We start from the raw sequence: 24,631 nt of genomic DNA on the forward strand, positions 1-24,631 counted from the left end.
CGGCTGGACGTGATCCCGGCGCAGTTCAGGGTCCTGGTGACGCACCGGCCCAAATACGCCTGCAGGGCTTGTGAGCAGGCGGTTATGCAAGCGCCGGCGCCCGAGCGGCTGATCAAGGGCGGGCTGCCGACAGANGCGATGGTGGCGTCCGTGCTGGTTGCCAAATACGCCTGGCACTTGCCGCTCTATCGGCAAGCCCAGGCCTGGCTGTTCGCGGGATCCGACCGCGGCGCGCACCGGGCCGCCGTCATGCTCACCCTCATCATGACTGCGCGCCTCAATGACGTCGACCCCAAGGCCTGGCTCGCCGACGTCTTCAGACGCATCGCAGAAATCGCGCAATCCCGCCTGCACGAACTGCTCCCGTGGGAGTGGAAGGCAAAAGGCGCCGCTGCGGCTCAGGCCTGAAACCCTCGGCATCATCATAGCCGGCAACGACTACACGCCCGGGAATCCCGCGGTATTGGTCGTATGCTTACGCAGCATCGGCACAACGCGTGTTGCCGTGTCGTCGTCCCCGTCCTTGTCCCGAACCTGCAGCTGCTTCACGAAAACTTCCGTGCCGCGTCCGCCTTGCGCACGTTTCCGCCTAGCTCCAATGCTTGCCTGAAGGTGAGAAACGCAGTGTGCGGTATCCTGCCGCTTACGCCATCCACAACAGAACAACGTCGGTACCGCTGGAGGGCCGGTTGGTGACTGACGTTGCATGGTGTATTCGCGCCGGGAGTTGCTGACCACGGCTTGATCCACGGCGCCAGGCCGGCTTCTTGCTCGGCGATAACGCGGGCCGAGAGCGGACGTCTCGATCTCAATTTTTGTTGAAGCTGCAGGCGCCCGTAAATCTTCAGTGACGCAGAACTGTCGCGTGATCGAAACAAACTGCTTCTAACAGGCGCGCACTCATCGTCTCTCTCCCCGAGAGATATCCCAAAAGCATCCAGAGAAGAGAAATATATGCGACCGCTTCGGTCTAGTCATCGAAATTTCCGCAAAACCCTTTGTGCATCGGCAGCATCCCTGATGCTCTGCTCATCCATCGGTCTCGCCGACGACGCTAACAGGGGCGACGACCACACGGAGACGCGTACGCCGATCAAGCACGTCGTGATCATCATTCCCGAGAACAGGACTTTCGATAACTACTTCGGCACCTACCCCCATGCCGCGAACATTCCCGGCGAGCAGAGCTGGGTCGGAGTGCCCGCGCCGAAATTCATGGCGCGTCCCGACACCCCGGCGGTGAATGGTCTCACGCCCACCTTGTTGCAGGACAATCCGAATCGGAGCCTAATAGCAGGCCCGGCCAATCCCACGCGGCTTGGCCCCGCCGATGCCTACACCTGTTCAAATGACAACGGCTATACCGCCGAGCAAGAAGCCTATGACGGCGGCCGCTTGGATCGATTTCCGCAGTCGACCAGCGGCGGGGGTAAAGGTTGTGCCGTGGACGGCTCAACCATCATGAACTACTACGACGGCAACACCGTGCAAGCGCTGTGGAACTATGCGCAGCATTATTCCATGAGCGACAATTCCTTCTCCACCAACTACGGCCCCACTGTGCCCGGCCACGCGAATATCGTTTCTGGCAACACGCACGGGATCATCATTCACGATCCCAAGAATCCTGCCCATCCCGACACCACCGGCTTCTACGTCAATCCGGCGGATGGCTCGATAACCTTGACCGAAGCCAACCTGCCCGGCTATCTCGACGATTGCGGCAGCGGCCGGACTTTTGAATTCACCGGCAAGAACGTCGGCGATCTCCTGAACGAGAAGAACGTGACTTGGGGCTATTTCCAGGGCGGCTTCCTGCCCACCACGCCAGCGACGTTCGATGCAAACGGCAAGATGCTTACACCCGCGGTTTGCGCTTCGCAGCATGTCGCCCATCAGGTGGAGATCAACGGCATCACCTATGACGTGCAGAACCCCACCATCACGCCGGGTCCTGACATACATCTCCCGCAGAAGGACTACAGCACCGGCGTCACCCCTTTCATGCACTATGCCAGCACGCGCAACCCGCACCATCTGCGGCCGAGTTCGCCGGCTATGATCGGCAAGACCGACCAGGCCAACCACCAATACGACATCTCGGATTTCTACACGGCGCTGGCCTACGGCTCATTGCCCTCGGTCAGCTACGTGAAGGCGCCGATTTACCAATATGGTCATCCTGGCCTCTCTGATCCACTGACTGAGCAGGCCTTCATCGTCCAGGTGATCAATGCGCTTCAGACGTCGAGCTATTGGAAAGATACCGCCGTCATCATCGTTTGGGATGATTCCGACGGCTTGTACGACCACGTCATGCCTCCGGTCCTGACCCAGTCCGCGACCAGTGCCGACGCCCTGTTCGGCACGGGCAATTGCGGCACGCCGCAACCCGGTGCGGACGGCGCGCGCTGCGGCCTCGGCCCGCGCCAGCCTTTGCTGGTGATCTCGCCGTGGGCGAAATCGAACTTCGTCGATCACACGGTGACTCAGCAAGCCTCGGTGCTCCGCTTCATCGAGGACAATTGGAAGCTCGGCTTCATCGACGGCCCGGTTGCCCCTCCCGCGGGTACGGGATCCGTCGACCGGCATGCCAATTCCATCGCAAACATGTTCGACTTCGAACGCGGGCCGAACATGCATCGGCTCGTGCTCGACCCGGTCACAGGAGCGGTGGTCGATAACCACGACGATCATGGCCGGAACGACGATCGCGCCGGAAACGACAAACGCGACAACTGACGGACTAAAATCCAGCGACCCGCCGCAGACATCGGGCTGCGGCGGGACTTGGATCGCTGCGCATCCAGCTCTAGACGAGCGCCGGATTTGTTGAAGCTGCGCGGCAATCCGTCCTTTCGCCGGCAGCCCGTGGTATTTCGCTGCGCGCACAGCGTCATTATTCTGCCGGCTCCGGCGCGAAGGACGCATCATTTGCGACTTCGCGTATCGAGCCCTGCGCACCGCAGAACCAGGGATAAAGGGCAGGGAGCACCAGCAAGGTGAGCAAGGTCGCGCTGATCAGGCCGCCGATGACGACCGTGGCAAGTGGGCGCTGCACTTCGGCGCCGGAGTTCGTCGAAACCGCCATGGGCAGGAAGCCGAGACTGGCCACGGTCGCCGTCATCAGCACCGGGCGCAGCCGCGTCATCGCCGCCTGCCAGGCCGCGGCGGCAGCAGCGAGCCGTTCCTTGCGCCGTTCCTCCATGTAGCTCACCATAACAACGCCGTTCAAAATCGCGATCCCGAACAACGCGATGAAGCCGATCGCAGCTGAAATGCTGAACGGCATGCCGCGCGCAGCGAGAGCGAAGATTCCGCCGACGGCCGCAAACGGCACGTTGAAGAAGATCAGCATTGCGAGCCGCGCGCTGCCGAACATCAGATAGAGCAACAGGAAGATGACGGCGAGCGCCACCGGCACGACGCTCGACAGTCGTGCCATACCCTCTTGGAGGTCCTGGAAGCTCCCGCCCCATGAGATCGTATAGCCCGGGGGCAAGCGGACTTGGGCCGCGACCGCCTGCTGCGCATCGGCCACGAAGCTGGCGAGCGGTCGCGCGCGCACATTGGCCTGCACCGTGATGATGCGCCGGCCTTCTTCGCGCTCGATCTGCGCGGGGCCGGGCTCCCAACGGATGTCGGCCAGATCGCCGAGAGCAACGGAGGCTCCCGCGTCATTGCTGACGCGCAGCGCCCGAATACGGTCGACGCTGTCACGGTCCTCCGGGGCGAGCCGGACGCGGATGTTGTACCGCTCGTCGCCGTCCTTCATGGTACCGACGGTCCGTCCGCCAAGTGCTTCGACGAGATCGAGCACCTGGGTCGCATTGAACCCACGCCGCGCGATCTCGTCGCGTTTGACAATGACGCGAAGGTACGGCTGGCCAACCGTTTGTTTTGCCTGCACGTCGGCAGCCCCGGGAACGCTCGAGATTACGCGCGCCACCTGGTCGGCGAGGTCGTGGAGTGTTGCCGTGTCGCTCCCGTGGATGACGATGGCAAGATCGGCCATCACACCCTGCAAGAGGTCGTCCATGCGCATTTCGATCGGTTGCGCCCAGCTCTGGGTAATGCCGGGCACGCTCTCGTCAAGAGCCTGCTTGTACGCTTCGATGAGCCCGGCCTCGGTCTGTGACGTACGCCATTCCGACTTGGGCTTGAGAATGATGAAGGTATCGCTCTGTTCGACCCCCATCGGGTCGGTCGGGATCTCCGAGCTGCCGCCAAGCGTGACGACGGTCTCGACCTCGGGGAATTTCTTCAGCGTCTTCTCAATCATCGTCTGGGCAGCGATGGCTGATTCCAGCGAGATGCCGGGCAGCTTGGTGGTCGTGACAGTGAGCGCGCCTTCCTCCAGGCGAGGCAGGAACTCCGCGCCGAGACGGGAGCCGGTCACGAGGGCGCTGCCGAGCATCATGGTCGCCACCAGGATCATAATGCCGGGATGGCGCATCGTCCTGGCGAGCACTAGTGCGTAGCCGCTCCGCGTAATGCCGATGATGCGGCTGTCCCGTTCCGCGGTGGGCTTGCGCAGGAAGAATGAAGCGAGCACCGGCATGAGCGTGAGTGTCAGCGCCAACGAAGCGACCAGGGCGAACATGACGGTCAGCGCCATCGGGCGGAACATCTTGCCCTCTACGCCCTCCAGGCTGAGGATTGGCAGATAGATCAGTGTGATGATCGCGACCGCAAAGGCGACCGGGCGCGCCACGTCATGCGCAGCCTCGCGCACCACCTGCTCGACCGGGAGAAATGGCGCCTCCGCGCGACGGCGCACGATGTTCTCGATCATCACGACCGCGCCGTCGACCAGGAGCCCAAAATCGATGGCGCCGAGACTCATCAGGTTGCCGGAAAGGCCGGTGAAATACATCACCGTAACGGCCGCGAGCATCGAGAGCGGAATGGCCAGTGCCACGATGACGGCCGCCCGGAAATTGCCCAACAGCAACAACAGGACAGTAATGACGAGGAAGGCGCCTTCGGCCAGGTTGTGGGCCACGGTCTGTAGAACGCGGTCGATCAGATCGGCGCGATTGTAATAGGGAACGATACTGACTCCAGACGGCAGGGTCTTGTTGATCTGCTGGACGGCGGCGGTCAGCTGCTGCGCGACTACGCGCGTGTTCTCGCCCAGCGTCATCAGTGCGACGCCCACCACAGCCTGGCCGTTGGCTTGGCTCGTCACCGCGCCGAGCCGGGGCATCGGCGCCTCGACCACCTCGGCGACGTTCTTGACATAGAGCGGCGAACCACCGGCTGCGGTGCGCAGGACGATATTGCCGATATCGCTGATCGACTGCAGCAGGCCTTCGCCGCGGACTACGGCCTGCTCACCGTTGCGCGCGATCGTCGCACCGCCGACGGCACGATTGTTCTGCGTCACCGCGTTGTAGATGTCCTCGATGGACAGGCCAAAGCGAGTTAGCGCGGCTTCGGAAACACGGAGCTCGTAGGTCTTAAGTTCGCCGCCATTGACGTTGACCTCGGTGATGCCCGGGACCTGCTTGAGCTGCGGTGCGACCTGCCAATCCAGGATCGAGCGCAACTGCATCAGCGAGTAGTTCTTCCCCTCCACCTTAAACTGATAGATCTCGGAAAGGCCGTCGGAGAGCGGGCCGAGCATCGGCGTGCCCGCTCCTGCGGGCAGCGCCGTCTGGCTCAAGCGCTGCGCCACCAGGGTGCGGTCGGTCAGGATGTCGCCGCCGTCGGCGAACTTTACATAGATGACGGAGAGCCCGTAGCGTGAGATCGAGCGGTAACTCGTCATGCCCGGCAGGCCCTGCAAGGCGAGCTCGATCGGCATGGTGATCGAACGCTCAACGTCCAGGGGGGCGAGCCCTGCTGCCTGGGTGGTGACCAGCACCTGTAGCGGCGAGATGTCCGGGTCGGCATCAAACGGCAAGCGTTGCATACTCAAAGCGCCGGCAGCAATAAGCGTGGCGACCAGGATCAGAACGACTGAGCGGTTGCCAAGGGCGGCATCGACAATCCTGTTGATCACGGCGGTGTCTCCTTTAGCCCTGGTCCGGAATGGTGGACTGCATCAGCGCCGCCTTGAGCCAATAACTGCCTTCGCTGACGACTGGCGTACCAGCCGCGAGTCCGCTCGTGATCTGCGTGCTTCCGTTTGCCGCCAGGCCGGTATGAACCGCGCGCCAGGCGAACTCGCCATGGCCTGTCGGGACGAAGACGACGCTCTGTCCATTGACGTCCTGCAGGCTACTGCTCGGCACCAGGACGGCGTCGCCGCCCTGCTGTGAGAGGATGGTGACGGTCGCGAACATGTTGACGCGCAGTGCGCCGTCCGGGTTGGCGACCTCACAGCGCACCTTCGCCATCCCCGTTGCCGACTCGATCTGGTCGGGGATATAGGTGACGCGGCCGGCAAAAACGCGACCCGGGAAGGCGCTCACCTTCACCTCGACGGCATCGCCCACCTTGACTGCGCCAACATCCCTCTCTGCCACGTCGGCTTGCACCCAAACGGTTGAGAGATCTGACAGCGTGAAGATCGGCGTCGCCGGATCGACGATCTCCCCTTTCGCGACAGAGACCGAATCGACCACTCCGGCGAATGGCGCGACAATGGCGCCCCGCGAATCCAGCGTCGGCTGATCGCGGGAGGGGCTTGCACCCGCGGCGGCGGGGCGCAAGGGCAAGAGCCGCGCCTCTTCCTCCTGGTATTGCTGCAACTCCGCTTCCTTGGTGCGGAGATCGGCTTCCATGCTGGCCGCAGTGGCGCGACGAGCCTGGACCTCGGCTTGGGTCACAAGATCATTGCGAACAAGGTTTGTTGCACGGTCGTAAGCAGCATTTGCCGCAGTGAGTTGCGCCTTCGCCTGATTGAGCGCCGCCTCGGCGCCCAGAACCTTGCTATGGGCGGCACTGAGGTCGAAGTTGTCGAGGACGGCCAGCCGCTGACCTGCGACCACCCGATCGCCGGCGTTGACGTCGAGCGCCTCGATCCGGCCGCGCGCCATGGGTCTGATGCGGCCAAGATGGAGCTGATCATATCCCACGCTGCCGGTCGCCGACACGGCGCGAACCAGCGGAGCGGCCTTCGCCTGCCCGACCTGCAATGGGAGGTTTGCCAGCTTCGCCTCGGAGAGAGTAATTGTGGCCGGCAGCTCCGGATCGGCAGCAGCTCCAGACCGGGCGCTGACAGGCACGGCGATCGAGGTGGACGGCAACGAACGGCCGGCGGCAAATCCCGCGGCTACAGCGATAGCGACCATCGCGACGCCGAGAAACGGGCGGTGCTTCACGATCGACAACCTGGGCCGGCGAGGGTCCGGCTCCGACCTATCGATTACGAACAGGTGAGCTGTGCGCCGCAGGCTTGTATCAATCATGTTCTCGCTCCGACGAAAGATCGCTGGCGAGGAGTGTTAGTGGGCGTTTCTGACATAGGCCTGAAGCTTGCTGTCGGTGGCGTTCAGGTTGGCTTCAGCTTCGGCTGCAACTGGCCATCCTGACGACGAGCGGGCCTATGCGAGGATTGCTGGTTGAAGGCGAGCCGTTTCTCGGGTGTCGTGTGCAGGAAAGCGCGGCGGACACGTCGTCGGCTGCTTGGAAAGGCTGGAGCCGACGGGGCACGCCGCACGCACGACATCTTATAGGGCTGGGATACTTTTTACCTCGGCCTGACCTCGCGGTCCTCACGAGCAGACAGCGAATCCGTCGGTCGTGATCGAATAAACCCGCCACGGCAAATTCACGACGGACTCGCGTCAAGTTGAGCCGCCGTTATGCCGACGCTGATCGCAACGCTCCAGAACAATCGCCATCTACAACACACCTACCTGCGGGTTTGTGCTGGGTGCTAAATCTTGAATGGAGAATGAGATGTTGCGAAAGGCAATGATCGCGTTGGTTGCTGCTGTCGTTGGCTTGGCCGCGCCGACCATGGCGCTGGCACGTGGAGGCGGAGGCGGTGGCGGTGGCGGCCATGGCGGCGGTGGCTTTGGCGGCGGCGGCTTTGGTGGCGGTGGCTTCCACGGCGGCGGTGGCTTTGCCGGTGGAGGCTTGCACGGCGGCGGATTTAACGGCGGCTTCCATGGCTTTGGCCCTGGCGCTGCCGTCGTCCACGACGGTGGCGGGTTCCGCGGCTTTGGCTCCGGCCCCGTCGTTCGGGGAGGTCACGATCACGATTTCGGTCACCACCGCTACGGATGGGGCTATGGCTACGGCTTTTATCCCTACGCTGACTACTACGGCTACGCCTACTATCCCAACGATTACTACGACGATTCCTACTACGACAACGGCAGTTGCTACGTCGTGAACCGGCGCCGACACACTGCGCACGGCTGGCACACGCGGCCGGTTCAGGTGTGCGGCTGATCATTTACTGCCGGCAATTTCTGCGTATGCCGATACATTGAATATCCACGAGCGTTGACCTCAGCGCTGTTCCGCGCTGAGGCGCTTCTTGCATTTAGGATCGAGCCATTTTCTGGAGCCGACGACTTTTTGCCCAACGGCGAAATGGTGTTTTGGCGCAGGGGATGCGCAGAATGCTGAACGGCAACACGTGGGCACGATCTCCCACGTCGAACCAGCCGCTTCTTGCCGTTGCCGGTTCACTGCTAACAGCTGAAGGGAAGACCGCATCGGAGGTGGCCGGCCCAGGCCACGCTCAGAATACTCTATGCAGAGGCGGCCTTGATTGAGCATCCGGTCCGACTGAATCCGGCACCACGATATGAGAGTAAGCGGCCGCGAAAGACCGCGAAAGGCCCACGTCGGTCAGCCATTGAACGGTGGAATAACAATCCCGTGAACGGCGCCGAAGGCGCTCACGTTAGCCCTGTCCGTCTTTGCGGGGTGCGCCATAGTCGCGAACACGGTGACAACTATGGCCAATATTGCGAGCCAGGTCAAAACAACGCTCTTCATGGCAGATACTCCCTTTCTTCGCCGAGGATATTTCGGAAGGCATCGTTAGCGGGCTTTTCTGACGCGGGCCTGAAGCGCATTTGCAATGACGTTCAGGTTGGCTTCAGGTTTTGCCTGCACCTACACTTGATGAGGACGAGTGGACCCATGCGAGTCTTGCTAGTGGAAGACGAACCACACCTTGGTTCGGCCGTGCAGGAGCACGTTCGAGCGGCGGGACACGCCGTCGACTGGTTCGAACGGCTGGAGCCGGCAGAGCACGCGGCGCGTACTGTATCTTACGACGCGTTGCTACTCGACCTCCATCTGCCCGATGGGCGCGGCCTCGATTTCCTGCGCAGACTTCGGCGCCGCGGTGATGCGCTGCCGGTCGTTATCCTCACCGCGCGCGACCTGGTTAGTGACCGGATCGAGGGGCTCAAAGCGGGCGCCGACGATTACATCGTCAAGCCCTTCGACCTCGACGAAGTGAATGCCCGTTTGGAGGCGGTCAGCCGCCGGTATTTTGGAAAGGCGGTGCCGGTCCTTCAAGTCGGCCCGGTGGAGCTGGAGTGGGAATCGAAAGTCGCGCGGCTGGACGGGCGGCCAGTCGAACTGAGCGCGCGGGAGTGGGCCGTGATTGAAGTGCTAGGGCGACGGCGGCAATCGACGGTATCGAAAGAGCAGATCGAGGATGCGCTGTACGCATTCGGTGAAGAAATCGAGAGCAACACGATCGAAGTCTATGTCAGCCGCATTCGACGAAAGCTCGGGCGTGATTTCATTCGCACAATCCGCGGTCTCGGCTACCGGTTGGGAGATTAGCGCATGGGGCGCGGGAGCCTGGTTTCGCGATTGATCTGGATGCTGGCCTCATCGATGGCGGGGTTGTGGCTGCTCGGGAGCGTCGCCGCTGGCATGCTGACGGTATTTGAGGTTAACGAGCGGCTCGATGACGCGATCGAGGAGGTGGCGCAGCGGTTACTGCCCGCCACCTATGATGCCGTCCAGCAACCGCAGGCTATGCAACAGATGGCCAAGCACCTCGTCGCGACGATGGATCCCAAGGCTCTGGCCTATCAGATCGTCGGTCCGACCGGCGACATCGTCATGCGCTCCGAGAACGCGCCTGAGACGCCATTTTCGGTGCCGCGCCAGGCTGGATTTCACGATATCCCGCAGTACCGGGTCTATTCCCAGCCCGCGGCTGCCGACGGTTACTTCATCGAGGTTGCCGAGCCTGCCGTGCACCGCTCCGAGTCACTGAGGCGGGCGGTCGCGCTGACCGTCGGACCACTGCTGTTGTTCTTGCCGCTGTCCTGGTTCTTGATCCGCTGGACAGTGTTCCGAAGCATGCGCTCATTGGACCAGTTGCGCAGCGAGATCGGGCGTCGCGACGGCTCCAATCTGTCGCAGATCCCGGATATGGGCCTGCCGACAGAGCTCGCCTCGATGCTGGCAGCGGTGAACCGCCTGCTGGAGCGGTTGGAGCGCGCATTGGCTACCGAACGCCAGTTCGCAGCGAACAGCGCTCACGAATTGCGGACGCCGATCGCAGCCGTGCTGGCGCAGATGCAAGTGCTGTCGGCGCAACTCGCGGGCACACAGCACGCAGAGCGCGCGGGGCGGATCGTCACCCAGATAAAAGGGCTCAGCAGCCTTGCCGAGAAATTGCTGCAACTGTCCCGGGCCGGGGCAGGCGCTGGGATGCAGCGGGAGCGCATCGATATGATGACGGTCCTGCAAGTTCTGGTCGATGAGTTTCGCCGACGCGAGGACGTGGGCGACAGGCTGGTGGTTACCGCCGAATGTCCAGACGAATTCATCGTGCATGGGGAGTTGGACGTTCTCGGCATCACGCTCCGCAATCTGATTGAGAACGCCGTCCGTTATGGCGCTCCCGATGAGCCGATCGAGCTCGTCGTCGGCCGCGACCGGCAGATTCGCCTGCTTAACGGCGGTGCCGTCATTCCATCAGAGACCCTCGAAACGCTGAAGAAGCCTTTCGTTCGGGGATGCTCGGTCGGCGCGGGGGGCGGCCTTGGGCTCGCTATCGTCGACAGCGTCATGAAGCAGATCGGCGGCAGCCTGACGCTCATTTCTCCGGTCATGGGTCGTAGCGGCGGCTTCGAGGCACGGCTGGTCTTCCCCGAACCGGTCTGAGCATAGCTCGACCTGGCCGTGCGACCCTCGCATATTGGCATGGTAAGCCGGTCAGCTGATTTCGGGCCGGAGTACGACCGCAACAACGTGCCAGGCACGAACGTCGCGCTTCACCGACGCCGCGCAGTGATCTGGTGCACTACGCTTCGCTGGCCGCCGCATCCAGTCAGATAACGTAGCCGTGACGCTCTAAATGTCGAAGGCGGAGCGTCGGCGATCCGTTCAGCTGCACGTCAGGCATCCCTGTCATCTCTGCGGCATCTGAATGTGTCGTTGGAGGTTCTTATGTCTACACCAGCAACAGGGTTCGGCTTCGCAGCAGGGAAGGTTTCCCGGATGCCGCCCAGCCATTCACCAAATGAAGCACGTTGTGAACTGCGGCGATCGCCTCGGCCGGAGCCAATTGCAGCAAGGTTAAGAATGGCGACATCCTTGCTTGCTGCCGCGGCCACAGTAGGATGGATGTTCGGAGCAACTGGCGCACCGGTCGCTCCTCGCGATCCTCCCTGGAGCGCACAGCGGATTGACAATCTGCCCCCCGAGGTTCGCAAGGTCGTCGTGGCCAGGTGCGGAGCGGATGCGCGGGCCGGCCACTACTTCGCGACGTACGAGCACGAGTCGAATGTCGTCCATCTCGACTATTCGTTGCTTTACTGTCCCGGCGCGCCGAACACTGCAAAGATCCGCTCTCTCCGCCAAACATTCGTCAGACGTCAGGGCAGATACACGTTGTCGGGATGGAGATCGTTCCTGGCGTCAACGCCGGCAATCCATCACCAGTTTCACACTGGGGCGCGGGACATCCGGTTCTCTAGTCTAGATCTCCTTGCGGCGGCGCTCAAAGCATCCCAGCCGGTGACCTCCATGCAACTTTGCTGGGTTGATTTCGATATTTTGGTTCGGCGCGAGGCCGGCGCCGCGCCTCCAGTTGGGCCGGACACGCGTCGACCTTCGGCCGTCGCGTGGCTGCGCCATATCTAGCCCGAAGAGCATGTCGCTTGCCAAGCCGTAGCTCGCGGGCCCCGTGGCCCGCCCTCGGCTCCGGCGTGGCAGCTTTCACTCGGTTCACGAGCGAAGGCTGGTGAGCCCTGCAGGACTCGAACCGCAACCAGATCGTTATAAGCGAGGGATACCGACCGGCATCGTTGATTTTGCTGCGGTTTCGTTTCAGATCGATCGCGTTCGTTGCATTCGATCAGGTTGTTTCTGGTGCGAAACAGGTGCGCTAACTGCATCGAACGACCTGACTAACCTTCTGCGGAAGCTGCGTCCCTTCGTCGTTTCGGAACCGGCGACCGCCGATGAGCGGGAAACTTGCCGGTGATGTATCGCCACCAGCAGAGTGCCGCCACTCAACGGACTGCAGCGACCTTGTTAACGTTGCCGGTACGGCTTGCCGGGGATGAAGTCTGCGTCGCGCGCAAGAATTGCACGAGCGCTTTCAGTGCCGGGCGCGGTTGGCGGCTTGCTGGGTAGTACAAAAAGAAGCCATCGATTGGCGTGTCGGCCCAATCGCCCAGGACCCTCTCGAGACGTCCCTCGGCCAGATCACTGGCCACATATGGAAGCGGCACCTGAAAGATTGCCGCCCCGTCATTAACGGCGGCTCTGGCCACTTCCATTCCTTGGGCGATCAAACGCCCTTGCACTTGCACCTCGGTCCTCCTTTGTTTGATCCGAAAGGTCCAGGGAAAGAGAGTGCCGTTCGATAGACGAAAGCGGATGCATTCGTGCGACACGAGGTCCTGCGGATCTCGAGGCCTACCCCTTGCCGCGAAGTAGGAGGGGGCTCCCACCACGACCATTGGTATTCGCTCGCTGATCCGCACGGCGACCATGTCGCGCGCGAGGCGCATTCCGGGCCGGATACCGGCGTCGAAGCGGCCGGCCACAATATCAGTCAGGCCGCTGTCTTCCACGATCTCGACTGAAATCTCGGGATAGCGCGCAAGAAATCGCGGGAGCGCCGGTGCCACGATCAGGTCAGCGGCAGGCGGCGCAACGTTGAGCCGCAGTGATCCAGCCGGCCTGCCGCCGAGCTCTTTAATGGAGTCCAGTGCTGCCTCGTAGTCTGCGAGCACAATGCGCAGTCGTTCGGAGAGGCGCTCGCCTGCTGCGGTCGGCGCCACCGATCGCGTCGTGCGCTCGATGAGCCTTACTCCGAGCAAGTCCTCCATCTGTCGCACAATGTCGCTAACCCGTGCAGGAGAAAGGCCGTGTCGTCTGGCCGCTTTCGTAAAGCTCTTCAGTTCGAGCACCGTAAGAAATACGCGGCTTTCGGAAAATCCGGGGGCGTTCATAACCGCACCTATTTTTCAGTTTAACTGTAAAGTTCATTCGGATTATTCGATCTTATCGCGAGGCTGTCTTCTGGTCCATGTAGGCGGCTGGCAGAGGGAGCCGCCGCGTTAGGAACGTTTAAGTTATCCGGTCCAGCCGCGCCGCGGCCCGGCATCATCCGGTACCAAATCCGGATCCACAGCAAAGGGAGAACGACATGAATGACATCCTCGCGAGAGCTCGCCCAGGCTCGTCACTTCCCTCTGGAGCAGCTCGATGAGTAAATTGAAAGTCGCTGTAATCGTCGGCAGCTCTCGCCGAGAGTCGATCAACCGCAAGCTTGCCGAAGCGTTGGTGCGGTTGGTCGGCGACCGTATGGAGCCGCATTTCGTCCCTATCGACGATCTCCCAATGTACAATCAAGACTTGGAAGGTGCCCGTCCTCAGGCGGTCAACCGATTCACTCAACAGATCGCAGCCGCCGACGCGCTGCTCTTCGTGACCCCAGAGCACAACCGCTCACTTCCTGCGGTGCTCAAGAACGCGATCGACTGGGGCTCAAAGCCGATGGACCGGAACGTGTGGAAGGGCAAGGTCGTCGCCATCACTGGGACCTCACCGAGCGCGATAGGAACAGCGGTGGGCCAACAGCATCTGCGCCAAGTTCTCGGAATTCTCGGTAGTTTGGTGATCGGTGGTGAAGCGTACATCTCCTTCAAGCCAGACCTCATGGACGAGGCCGGCGACATCGCAAACGCAAGCACGCGGACGTTCCTGCTGGCATACATGGACGCCTACCTTGCTCTAGCGGCGAAGGTCGTCGGCTGAGCCCTGGACAAGATCAACTCCCTGGCAGACCGCTGAACATAGGCGCCGGTACGGGGTAAGATCCGCCCCGCCGGCGTCTCGACGGTGATCCGGCGGAGGCGGGTGGTGGACAGCAAGAGCCGTCATGTCGCCCTCGGCCGCAACCGCAATGTCAGCCTTGTCAGTTGAATCGCAGCCGCCTTGTCCATTGTGCCTACCATCTTTTTCGGTTGAGCTATGTCGGTCATCGCAGCCAGCTTCACAGTTCGGGAAACACACGGCGTTCTCCAGCGGCCCAGCGTCACCGAGACCGTGACCTATGCGGAAGCGGACCTCACGGAAACTATCAAGGTGTTTGAGCAGCATGGAGTAAAGCTCCTCTCCCCGGATGAGATACGCAGGGAGATGCCGCAGTACCCACGATAACCCGGATACCCGTTGGCGGCGAGTCCGGAATGAGAGGCGGTACCGATTTCTAGACACGGGCGTCCGCTTTCGGCGGTGCGCTCCAACGGGAGTGATTTTCGAGCGAAAGCTGCCGCGCGTGGACTGGCGTGTTGTAAGTGGACCGGACTTTCTGCTCGCACGGGCCAGAAATCCTTGTGTGCACCGAAAGGAGCATATCATAGTAACTGTCATGCCCCGCGGCAGCGGCTTCGAACACGCCTGGTCTTCCCTGAACCCATGTGAAATCTCGAGCATCCAATGCATTCGTCAGGCGCCCTCCAGGCGCAGGCCTCGAACGCACTAAGGAGAACCTGACAGATGAGCGTCCCTGATATCGGTCTGGCAAATTGGTTCCTGCAGCGCGCGTTACGTACCCCTGAGCGTGTTGCGCTCGCATTCGAAGGCGAGATCTGGACCTATGCGCAGATGCAGCAGCGGATAGAGCATGTCGCCGGACGATTGCACGCGCTTGGAGTGCAACGGGGCGATCGGGTGGCCTTCCTCGGCCTGAACCAACCGATGTTCCTGTTTGCGCTGTTTGCGAGCGCGCGGCTCGGTGCGATCTTCGTGCCGCTGAACTTCCGTCTCACCGGGCCCGAGGTGGCGGCGAACGTTGGCGACGCTGATGTCAGCGTCTTGATCGCCGATCCCCCACATCGAGGCCTCGTCGATGAGATTCGCGTGAAATTGCCCTCGGTACGCCATTTCCTGAGCGAAGAGGCTGCGGATGGGTGGCACCCCTTCGACGACGGCCAGCGTGTGACAACGGATCCGGTGCGCGTGACCTCAGACGAGGTCGCGATGATCATGTATACGTCCGGAACCACGGGACGGGCGAAGGGCGCAATGCTGACGCACGGTAATCTTTGGTGGAATAATACGAACGCGATGCACAACTTCGATGTCCTCGCGAGCGACGTCACACTCGCGGCCGCACCGCTATTCCACATCGGCGGGCTCAACGTTCTCACGCTGGTCACATTGCAAACGGGTGGACTGGTGCTCTTGCATCGCAGCTTCGACCCGGGACTCGTCTTGGCCGATATGCAACGGCAGCGCGTGACGACAATGTTCGGCGTGCCCGCGATGTTTCAGCTTATGGCACAGCATCCGAGCTTCGCGGGCACCGATCTGTCGAGCTTGCGCATGCTGATTTGCGGTGGCGCGCCGTGTCTGGAGTCACTTCTGAGGACTTGGCAGAACCGCGGTGTGCCAATTCAACAAGGCTATGGGCTGACGGAGACAGCGCCGATGGTGAGTTTCCTCGCACCGGAGTACGCGCTATCGAAGCTGAACTCCTCGGGGCGTCCACCGCTCTTTACCGAGGTGAGATTGATTGAGCGCGACGGCAAAGCCGTCACGGAGCCCAGAATTAAAGGCGAGATTCTCACGCGTGGGCCGAACGTGATGCGGGGTTATTGGCGCAACCCCGAGGCGACTGCCGAGGCAATCGATCCGGAAGGCTGGTTTCATACCGGTGATGTCGGTTGGATGGATGCGGATGGCTTCCTGACCATCTGCGACCGTTTGAAGGACATGATCATCAGTGGAGGCGAGAACGTCTACCCGGCCGAGGTCGAGAACGTCCTTCACGAACATCCGGGAATCGCCGAGGCGGCCGTGATCGGGACGCCCGACCAGAAATGGGGAGAGACCGTCTGCGCCGTCGTCACACTGAGGACCGGATACAGCCTCGAATTAGAGCAACTCCGGGAGTTCGCCGGCACACAGTTGGCCCGCTACAAACTGCCACGTCGACTGGAGATCGTTGCGGCGCTACCGCGGAATGCGACAGGGAAGATTCTGAAGACGCAACTGCGCCAGCAATTTTGCCCCGAGTGGAGAGATCCAGCCGGGATAGGCGAGCAACCTAGCGCAAACTTGCTCCGCAAAACGTCGTTCGTCGAGGCAACGCTCAAATGCTCGAGTTGGCGTGCGGGCAACTGGTGGGGCAGACGGCCCAGCGTTCCAGGTCTTGTTTGCGCAGTGGGACTACCGCGTTTTCAACGCGGCCTACGGCCTCCACCAAGCTATACGCCGCAAAGTCCTCCGCGGAGCCTTCATCTCGCGGCGAAAAGATTCGGAGTCGTCACTCCACAAAGTCTGTCTTCAGATATCGCCTATAAGAAGGCCAACGTAAGGTGCGCGCAGCTGATCAGCTGTCAGTTGAGGGATCGAGCGTCGTGCCAAGGCTCCTGTTAGCTCCGGGAAACGCTAATCGACAAAGCTTAGGCAGCTGCGTTTGGGCGCAACACCGCAGGCGCCGGTGCGACGGAGCGAAACGCCACACCGATGGCCGTCTCAGCGTCAACTTTGTTGATTCGAAACCGGCTATTTCGAGTTGTTCAACAGGCTCAGAAAGGCTCGGGCAGCATTGTCGGGCGGCCCGGGATCGTCGCCGTCTTCTGCCGCCACATAAGCGACGACGAGCTCCCAACAAATCTCCGGTTCTGCCAGCTGGGCTATTCCGAGCAAGGGCTGGCGAGCTTCTGCGATCGCCTCGGGAATAAGGGCAATTCCCATCCCCCTTTTGACCAGCTCAAGTAACGTCTCGAGGTCGCTGACTTCGAAGGCGATACGTCGGCTGATGCCGACTCCAAAAAATCCTTGGTCGACCAGTTTTCGTGTACCCCAATCGGGCTCGAAATCGACAAAAGGCTCGTCCTTCAGAACAGCGAGGGGGACGTTACTCGCGCCGGCAAGGGGATGGTTTGGAGCACATGCGACGACAAGAGCTTCGCAGGCGATCATGTCGGCCTTGATATCGGCTGGAGATTCGCTCATCGGCAAAAATGCCAGGTCGAGCCGGCCGCTTCTGACCCTCTCAATGAGCTCGGTTGCACTGCCTTGACGCAATCTGACCTCGACTCCGGGATATTCGGCGTGAAATCGTTCGATCAGGGAGGGAAGGTCGAGAAACGCCGGCAGACTTTGAACCGTGCCGATGCTCAGCGTTCCCCGTTCTAGATTGCGAACGGCAGCAACCGCCTCGCGGGCGTCCCGAATGGACTCCAGCGCAGCTTTCGCCTTATCGAGCAATATTCGTCCAGCGTCGGTCAGCCGGACCTGACGTGTGCTTCGGACGAACAATTTGGCATCAAGTTCCTCTTCGAGCAGCCGGATCGAATTTGAAAGAGCGGATTGCACGATGTTCACGCGCTGCGCGGCGCGGGTGAAATGCTTCTCCTCGGCCACCGCCACAAAATGTTGCAACTGCCGAATATCCACGGCTTCCGTCCTGTAGATTGATCTATTTGATGGCTTAATCAGATCGCTATATTCTATTTGAATGATGAGCAAGGGCTCCCCACGTTGCATGTCGAACATGTGAGGAGAGCCAAATGGCCGAACGCAAGGCTTTATCAAACGAGATATCATTGCCGGCGCGGCGCCTCGGGCGCACCGATATGCACATCACACGCGTTGGATTTGGTGCATGGGCAATCGGCGGACCCGACTGGGCCGTCGGGTGGGGCGCGCAGGATGATCGCGAATCGATCGCCGCCATTCGTCACGCTATCGAGCGCGGCGTCAATTGGATCGATACGGCTGCCGTCTATGGGCTTGGCCACTCGGAGGACGTGGTTCGTCGCGCCCTCGCCGAATTGCCCGCCGACAAGCGCCCATTGGTATTCACCAAATGCGGCCTCGTCTGGGATCCGAACAATCGGGACGCTCCGCCCCGTCAGGTCGGCGCACCTACAAGCATTCGACGCGAGGTCGAAGCCTCGCTCCGGCGCCTTGGCGTCGAGCGGATCGATCTTTACCAGATGCACTGGCCCGCCGAAGACGGAACACCGCTCTCCGACTATTGGCAGACGCTGCTGGATCTAAAAGCCGAAGGGAAGGTGCGAGCGGTTGGCTTGTCAAACCACAACGCTGCACAACTCGCGGAGGCTGAGCGGCTTGGTCATGTCGATACGCTCCAACCTCCGTTTTCCGCAATTCGCCGGGGCGCTGCTGAAGCGGAACTGCCGTGGTGTGACGGAAACAACACAGGCGTGATCGTCTACAGCCCCATGCAGTCGGGACTGCTGTCGGGGCGCTTTACCATCGCGCGCGCCAGGGCACTTCCGAAGAACGATTGGCGTTCGCGCAATGCGGAGTATTCGGGCGAGAAGCTCGAAGCTAATCTGAAGCTCGCCGATTCCATTCGGCCTATCGCAGCTCGACATCAAACAACGGTCGCCGCAGTCGCGGTGGCATGGACTCTCGCGTGGCCAGGAGTTACGGGAGCCATTGTCGGAGCCCGCAGCACGGCCCAGGTCGATGGCTGGATCGATGCGGCGACGCTGGATCTGACGGACAATGATCTCGCGGAGATCGCAGCTGCGATCAAATCGACGGGGGCGGGTAGCGGTCCCTCATCGCCCTCGCATGCGCGGGAGACCGTCCATGCATAACCGCGTGGCAAAGGCGCATTTTGTCGGCGTGGCCGGAAGCCTGCGCAAGGCTTCCTATTCATCCGCAGTATTGTCCAGCCTGCGCGATCATGCTGCCGAGATGGCAACGCTCGAAATCCTTGATCTGCGACTTCCACTCTATAGCGAGGATGATGATGGGGCGGCCACGCCGGAGGCCGTGCGCGACTTTCGGCAGGCCATCGGCGCTAGTGACGGCGTGGTTATTGTCACGCCGGAATACAATCATGGTATTCCCGGCGTGCTGAAAAATGCGCTGGATTGGGCGTCGCGCCCGTTCGGGAGGTCCGTGCTGATCGGCAAGCCTGTCCTGGCCATGTCAGTTTCGCCGGCCTTCACGGGCGGCGTGCGCGCCCATGCACAGGTCAACGAAACTCTGCTCGCGATCCAGGCGCGCATTGTTCCTGGTCCGCAGGTCGTGATCGGCAGCGTCGCCGAGAAGATAAGAGACGGCATACTGGTCGACGAATCGTGCCAGCGCTTCGCCTTGGCAGCTCTCGATCGTTTAATCAAAATATCCGGGAGCCTGGAAGGCTCGTTACCGGCCTAGATATGGTGTGCTCCGCGCCGTCGGAACGTGATTGTCGATGGCGAGCTATCTGATGAGGCGAAACAATGAAAGTTGGTTTCATAGGATTGGGCCAAATGGGGTTGGGCATGGCAGCCTCTCTGCTCAAAGCCGGGCACGATGTGACCGTTTACAACCGTACCTCGTCCAAGGCCGACGAATTGGTGAAGCAGGGCGCCGTCGCAGCCAAGCGCATATCGGATGCGTGCGCCGGCGACGCGGTCATCACGATGCTTGCCGATGATGGCGCGGTCGAGAGCGTCGTCTATGGCGACCAGGGCGTGCGCGCCAGTCTTCGCCAGGGCGCCGTCCACATTTCATCAAGCACAATCGGTGTAGCCCTTTGCGAACAGCTTAGCGCTGACCATGCCTCTGCAGGCCAACGCTTCGTCGCGGCGCCGGTGTTCGGGCGTCCCGACGTCGCGTCGGCCGGCGAACTGACCGTCGTTGCCGGCGGCGCTCAGGATGCCATCGCCGCCGTGAGCCCGCTGTTGAACGCGATCGGCCGACGGACATTCGTCATGTCCGACCAGCCCAGGGCCGCAAGCCTGGTCAAGCTCAGCGGGAACTTTCTGATTGCCTCAGTGATCGAGGCGCTCGGTGAAGCCATCGCGCTTGTCGGGAAGGAAGGCATCGACCGGCAACGCTATCTCGAGATGTTGACCTCCACCATCTTCAGCGCTCCTGTTTACAAGACCTACGGCAAGCTGATCATTGACGACAAGTTCGAGCCGCCCGGTTTCGCCGCTCCGCTTGGCTACAAGGATGTCCGCCTCGTCCTCGCCGCCGCCGATGGGCTGCGTGTCCCCATGCCGCTGGCAAGTCTCTTGCGAGATCGGTTTCTGACCTTGTTCGCGCACGGCGGCGACAACCTTGATTGGTCCGCCATCGGTCGATTGCCCGCGCGGGATGCCGGCGAAAAAGATGCATCGCACGGCATGTGACTTCAGAAGAAAAGATCGGCCATTTCCCATCCGCGGCTTCCGGTCTAGGAGCACATCGATGCTGGTCCCCACCCTGCTGGCATTCTGTCTTCCCATTAGCCAAATGCTGATCGCAAGGCTTCGTAACGTGTTCATGCCGCGGTCGCGCGGTCGAGAGTCCGGACCGCACTGAGGATCTGCGTTCTCGGCGTCGTCGCGATGTGCAATGGCACCTATCCGCCTCGCCCGAGGGAGCAGGCTTTTGTGTCCGTGCGAACCGGCCGGGTATTAGGTGGTGCCGATCGACACCTTCTGACGGAGGAGCATTGGACGGAGCTTTTAGAGCAAGGCAGAAAAAGTCCAGCAATGCGACCAAAGTCCTTACGACGCGACTGCATATCTACCGAACACATCTCTGACTTCGCGCAAACGGACCCTGCTTGTCCACGCGTGCAGCCGCGCAGTCGGCGCTCGACAACCACGAAATTGGAAATGACTCGATGACCAAGACCACTACGCTCACCACCGATAACGGCGCCCCAGTTGCCGACAACCAGAATTCGCTCACCGCGGGACCATTCGGACCGGTCCTGATGCAGGACTTTCACCTTCTGGAAAGACTCGCGCATCAGAACCGCGAGCGCATTCCAGAGCGCACTGTGCACGCCAAGGGCTCGGCGGCTTACGGCACGCTGACGGTGACCAATGACATCACCAGATACACCAAGGCCGCGGCGCTTTCGAAGGTCGGAAACAAGACTGAGGCGTTCCTGCGCTTCTCCACAGTCGCCGGCGAGCGCGGCGCGGCGGATGCCGAGCGCGACGTGCGCGGCTTTGCGCTACGCTTCTATACCGAGGAGGGCAACTGGGATATCGTCGGCAACAACACGCCGGTGTTCTTCGTGCGCGATCCCCTGAAATTCCCCGACTTCATTCACACCCAGAAGCGGCATCCTCGCACCAACCTGCGCTCCAACACCGCGATGTGGGATTTCTCGTCGCTGTCGCCGGAAAGCCTCCACCAGGTCACCATCCTGATGTCCGACCGTGGACTGCCGCAGAGCTATCGCAACGTCAATGGCTATGGCTCGCACACCTATTCCTTCATCAATGCGACCGGCGAGCGTCACTGGGTGAAGTTCCACTTCAAGACGATGCAGGGCATCAAGAACTGGACCAATGCGGAAGCTGCCGAAAGGATCGCGAATGATCGTGAGACCCATCAGCGCGACCTCTATGAGGCGATCGAGCGCGGCGATTTCCCGAAGTGGAAATTCTACGTTCAGGTGATGCCGGAGAGCGACGTCGGCAAGCACTGGTACAATCCGTTCGACCTCACCAAGGTGTGGCCGCATAAGGACTATCCGCTGATCGAGGTCGGCATCCTCGAATTGAACCGCAATCCGGAAAACTATTTCGCCGAGGTCGAGCAGGCGGCGCTGTCGCCGGCCAACGTCGTGCCCGGCGTCGGTCATTCGCCCGACAAGATGCTGCAGGCGCGCATCTTCTCCTATGCGGATGCGCATCGCTACCGCGTCGGCGTTAATGCCGAGCAGCTTCCCGTCAACAAGCCGCGTTGCCCGGTACACACCTATCACGCCGACGGCGCGATGCGACTCGCCGGCAATCCGAACCCCGATGCCTATTACGAGCCGAACTCCTTCGGCGGGCCGGCGCAAGAGCCGCGCGTGAAGGAACCACCGCTGAAACTGTCGGGTAATGCCGACCGTTACAATCACCGCGACGGCAATGACGATTATCGCCAGGCTGGCGACCTGTTCCGCCTGATGTCTCCTTCGCAGAAGGAGCAGCTGTTCGAAAATATACGCGCGGCGATGGACGGCGTGCCGGTGGAGATCGTCAAGCGGCAGGTCGCGCATTTCTACCACGCCGATCCCGACTATGGCATCGGGGTTGCGCGCCGTATGGGCCTGTCAGCGAGCGATCTTCAAGCGGCGGAATAGGCGCCGCCTGCATCTGCCGGCGGCAATCTCGCCACCCCCGCCGGTCCATCTCCTAAACAACCCGGTATCATTTTGCGCGAACTGGTGCGCGGAGCGCTTACCCTCATTCTGGAGTAGCTGATGTCCAATCGACTCGCACCCAAGCTTCTGGCTGAGCTTATCGGCACCTTCGCATTCGTGTTCATTGGCGCCGGTACCGCGGCTGTGGTCGGCGACGCCCTGGGGCTACCTGGCATTGTCGCGATTGCTCTGGCTCACGGCCTGGCGATCACGGCGTTTGCATCCGCCTATGGCTCAGTGTCGGGTGGACATATGAACCCGGCCGTTACGGTCGGCGCGTTCGCGGCCGGCGCAATGGATGCGATCGCCGCCATCGGCTATGTGATCAGTCAGCTTGCTGGCGGCATTGCCGGAGCACTCTTGCTACGAACCGTTTTGGGCGGCACGGCAAGTGGCCTCGGTACACCTGTTCTGGCCCATGACCTTGCGCTCGGCGGCGTGTCACTTACCATCACGCCGGCCGCCGGCTTCACAATCGAGGCTGTGCTCGCCTTCTTCCTGGTCACGGTCGTGCTCAATGCCGCGATTGCGGGCCGCGCCGGCAACCTGGCGCCGCTCGCGATCGGAATAACGCTCACCTTCAACATCTTGATGGGTGGCGCCTTGACCGGCGCTCCCTTCAACCCGGCGCGTGCGCTTGGCCCGATGATTGCGACGGGTAAGTTCAATGATGCCTGGCTGTACGTGACGGCGCCAATTGTTGGCGCGATCATTGCCGCGGCGGTGCACACAAGCCTTGGCTGGCTCAACAAGGAACAGGCCGGAGCCGGGACGGCCGCGACAGCCGCCGAGTGAGCGGAATTGAAAATGGGTCGCATTAAGGCAGTCGGGTCGCTCCGCACAGCATTTTGCGGGAGCAACCCTATCACAGCCTCAATACCTCCATCGCGCAAATCGTTGAGTCCAGCGGCTCCCCTGCCCGCAATTTGAGGGTCCATTCGAGAACGCTGTTTATGAGTCGTTCGTGTGCCAGACTCAACGGATCGTGAGCCCTTAGAGTCAAGTCGTGGTGAAGCAATAGCTTTCCAACTTGATCGCGGTTCTTGGAGCCATACCTCGACTGCGGCGGGCGGCGAGCTATTTGCGAATGGAGCACGAGATCCTTATGGCCAATCCCACTGAACCGCAGCAACGCTCGATTCAATGTTCACGAGTGGCAGGTCGGGCTTTGCGAGCGCGTGCGCCGGCGCTGGAAGCTCCCTCCGAGCTCGGCTCGGTTGTCGAGTTTTCGCCGTCAGAAATCGTGAGGCGGCAGTTCGTAAGTTGGCCGGGGCTTACGGTGGAAACGGTTCAAGTGCTGAAGCTGTCGTCATTTGAATATCGGTTCCGAGCTCCTTGCCATCTACTCATTGCGGCAGAACTCGCGGAGCGCGACGATGGGGAAACATTCGTTGAAGGTCTGCCTCGCTCGAATTTGCGCATATTCACGCGTAAACTGACCTTCGTTCCTGCGGGACACGACTTTCGCGGCTCGCAGAAGCCACGTGCACTGACCCGTACGGTCTGCTTCTATATCGATCCGAAAGGACCTCTGGCCGATCCCGCCCTGCGGTTCAGCGAGATTGAATTCAAGCCCCGCTTGTTCTTTCATGATCGCGACCTGTGGGAGACCGCGCTCAAATTCAAGTGGCAAATCGAAAGTCGCGGCTTGATACACCGACAATATGGCGAGGCGCTTGGAATTCTGCTCGCGCACGAACTTGTGCGCCTTAACGACAATATCGACTGGGGCAATGGATCTCTTGACAGAGGCGGCTTGGCAGGCTGGCAGCAAAGGCGCGTAGCCGAATACATTGAGGAGCATGTGGCCGAGGACATTTCGCTCACAACTTTGGCGGAGTTGGCTCGATCAAGCCCGTACCACTTCTGCAGGTCGTTCAAGCGGTCATTCGGTATGCCACCGCACAAATACCACTCCGTTCGCCGCATCGAACGGGCGAAGCTGCTGTTGGAGAACCGCAAGATGTCGATCACTGCGATCGCCATTGCACTTGGCTTCAGCGAAACCAGCACCTTCACGGCTGCCTTCCACCGGTTGACCGGTCAAAGTCCGCGCAGCTACCGTCATCAACTTGATTAACGGCCCTTTGTTGGCGGTGCAGTGGCGTTGCTGAC

At 61.3% G+C, this 24,631-nt stretch carries 18 protein-coding genes; 13 read left to right on the forward strand and 5 right to left on the reverse strand.

Annotated elements, in window-relative coordinates; all coding sequences use genetic code 11:
- A partial coding sequence (locus F758_RS51905; RefSeq protein ID WP_035722501.1) for a transposase domain-containing protein occupies positions 1 to 408 on the forward strand: 408 nt, incomplete at its 5' end.
- Positions 409 to 545: 137 nt separating this feature from the next.
- On the opposite strand, the gene F758_RS53295 is transcribed toward F758_RS51905, so the two are convergent.
- Entirely contained in the window at positions 546 to 878 is a 333-nt protein-coding gene (locus F758_RS53295) for an ArdC family protein (RefSeq protein ID WP_198026528.1), read from the reverse strand.
- A gap of 142 nt (positions 879 to 1,020) precedes the next feature.
- Between F758_RS53295 and F758_RS0119275 the strand changes: the two genes are divergently transcribed.
- Positions 1,021 to 2,742 (forward strand): alkaline phosphatase family protein, encoded by a 1,722-nt coding sequence (locus tag F758_RS0119275; protein ID WP_024509403.1) that lies wholly within the window; start codon positions 1,021 to 1,023, stop codon positions 2,740 to 2,742.
- Positions 2,743 to 2,899: 157 nt separating this feature from the next.
- On the opposite strand, the gene F758_RS0119280 is transcribed toward F758_RS0119275, so the two are convergent.
- Complete coding sequence (locus F758_RS0119280; RefSeq protein ID WP_051386970.1) at positions 2,900 to 6,007, reverse strand: efflux RND transporter permease subunit; 3,108 nt, start codon at positions 6,005 to 6,007, stop codon at positions 2,900 to 2,902.
- 13 nt (positions 6,008 to 6,020) lie between these two features.
- Positions 6,021 to 7,358 carry an efflux RND transporter periplasmic adaptor subunit gene (locus F758_RS0119285; RefSeq protein WP_084305517.1) on the reverse strand — a complete coding sequence of 446 codons (1,338 nt, stop codon included), beginning with the start codon at positions 7,356 to 7,358 and terminating at the stop codon, positions 6,021 to 6,023.
- 493 nt (positions 7,359 to 7,851) lie between these two features.
- Between F758_RS0119285 and F758_RS50880 the strand changes: the two genes are divergently transcribed.
- From F758_RS50880 to F758_RS0119305, 3 genes are all read left to right on the forward strand, one after another.
- Positions 7,852 to 8,349, forward strand: a complete 498-nt coding sequence (locus F758_RS50880) for a hypothetical protein (protein ID WP_024509406.1) — start codon at positions 7,852 to 7,854, stop codon at positions 8,347 to 8,349.
- 702 nt (positions 8,350 to 9,051) lie between these two features.
- Positions 9,052 to 9,708, forward strand: a complete 657-nt coding sequence (locus F758_RS0119300; RefSeq protein WP_024509407.1) for a response regulator transcription factor — start codon at positions 9,052 to 9,054, stop codon at positions 9,706 to 9,708.
- Between the two features lie 3 nt (positions 9,709 to 9,711).
- The gene (locus F758_RS0119305) at positions 9,712 to 11,046 is read left to right on the forward strand and encodes a sensor histidine kinase (RefSeq protein ID WP_024509408.1); all 1,335 of its coding nucleotides are present in this window, start codon (positions 9,712 to 9,714) and stop codon (positions 11,044 to 11,046) included.
- A gap of 1,352 nt (positions 11,047 to 12,398) precedes the next feature.
- Here the strand turns inward: F758_RS0119305 and F758_RS0119315 are convergent.
- Positions 12,399 to 13,346, reverse strand: a complete 948-nt coding sequence (locus F758_RS0119315; protein WP_024509410.1) for a LysR family transcriptional regulator — start codon at positions 13,344 to 13,346, stop codon at positions 12,399 to 12,401.
- Positions 13,347 to 13,602: 256 nt separating this feature from the next.
- On the opposite strand from F758_RS0119315, the gene F758_RS0119320 reads away from it, so the two are divergent.
- Together F758_RS0119320 and F758_RS44225 are read left to right on the forward strand one after the other, a co-directional pair.
- The gene (locus tag F758_RS0119320; protein ID WP_024509411.1) at positions 13,603 to 14,154 is read left to right on the forward strand and encodes an NADPH-dependent FMN reductase; all 552 of its coding nucleotides are present in this window, start codon (positions 13,603 to 13,605) and stop codon (positions 14,152 to 14,154) included.
- Between the two features lie 744 nt (positions 14,155 to 14,898).
- Positions 14,899 to 16,782 (forward strand): acyl-CoA synthetase, encoded by a 1,884-nt coding sequence (locus F758_RS44225; RefSeq protein WP_024509413.1) that lies wholly within the window; start codon positions 14,899 to 14,901, stop codon positions 16,780 to 16,782.
- 129 nt (positions 16,783 to 16,911) lie between these two features.
- Here the strand turns inward: F758_RS44225 and F758_RS0119335 are convergent, their stop codons facing one another.
- Positions 16,912 to 17,907 carry a LysR family transcriptional regulator gene (locus F758_RS0119335; protein WP_245286535.1) on the reverse strand — a complete coding sequence of 332 codons (996 nt, stop codon included), beginning with the start codon at positions 17,905 to 17,907 and terminating at the stop codon, positions 16,912 to 16,914.
- Positions 17,908 to 17,921: 14 nt separating this feature from the next.
- Here F758_RS0119335 and F758_RS0119340 point away from each other — a divergent pair, with 14 nt between their 5' ends.
- The 6 genes from F758_RS0119340 (at position 17,922) to F758_RS0119370 (ending at position 24,596) form a co-directional block, all read left to right on the forward strand.
- The gene (locus F758_RS0119340) at positions 17,922 to 18,983 is read left to right on the forward strand and encodes an aldo/keto reductase (protein WP_024509415.1); all 1,062 of its coding nucleotides are present in this window, start codon (positions 17,922 to 17,924) and stop codon (positions 18,981 to 18,983) included.
- Positions 18,976 to 19,551 carry an NADPH-dependent FMN reductase gene (locus F758_RS0119345; RefSeq protein ID WP_024509416.1) on the forward strand — a complete coding sequence of 192 codons (576 nt, stop codon included), beginning with the start codon at positions 18,976 to 18,978 and terminating at the stop codon, positions 19,549 to 19,551. The genes F758_RS0119340 and F758_RS0119345 overlap by 8 nt, the downstream gene beginning before the upstream one ends.
- Before the next feature lie 65 nt (positions 19,552 to 19,616).
- Positions 19,617 to 20,513 carry an NAD(P)-dependent oxidoreductase gene (locus F758_RS0119350; RefSeq protein ID WP_024509417.1) on the forward strand — a complete coding sequence of 299 codons (897 nt, stop codon included), beginning with the start codon at positions 19,617 to 19,619 and terminating at the stop codon, positions 20,511 to 20,513.
- Between the two features lie 479 nt (positions 20,514 to 20,992).
- The gene (locus F758_RS0119355) at positions 20,993 to 22,456 is read left to right on the forward strand and encodes a catalase (protein ID WP_024509418.1); all 1,464 of its coding nucleotides are present in this window, start codon (positions 20,993 to 20,995) and stop codon (positions 22,454 to 22,456) included.
- Positions 22,457 to 22,576: 120 nt separating this feature from the next.
- Positions 22,577 to 23,311 (forward strand): MIP/aquaporin family protein, encoded by a 735-nt coding sequence (locus tag F758_RS0119360; protein ID WP_024509419.1) that lies wholly within the window; start codon positions 22,577 to 22,579, stop codon positions 23,309 to 23,311.
- 310 nt (positions 23,312 to 23,621) lie between these two features.
- Positions 23,622 to 24,596, forward strand: a complete 975-nt coding sequence (locus tag F758_RS0119370) for a helix-turn-helix domain-containing protein (protein ID WP_198026529.1) — start codon at positions 23,622 to 23,624, stop codon at positions 24,594 to 24,596.
- Positions 24,597 to 24,631 lie beyond the last annotated feature (35 nt).

It is taken from the genome of Bradyrhizobium sp. ARR65, assembly GCF_000472385.1.
Lineage (GTDB): Bacteria > Pseudomonadota > Alphaproteobacteria > Rhizobiales > Xanthobacteraceae > Bradyrhizobium.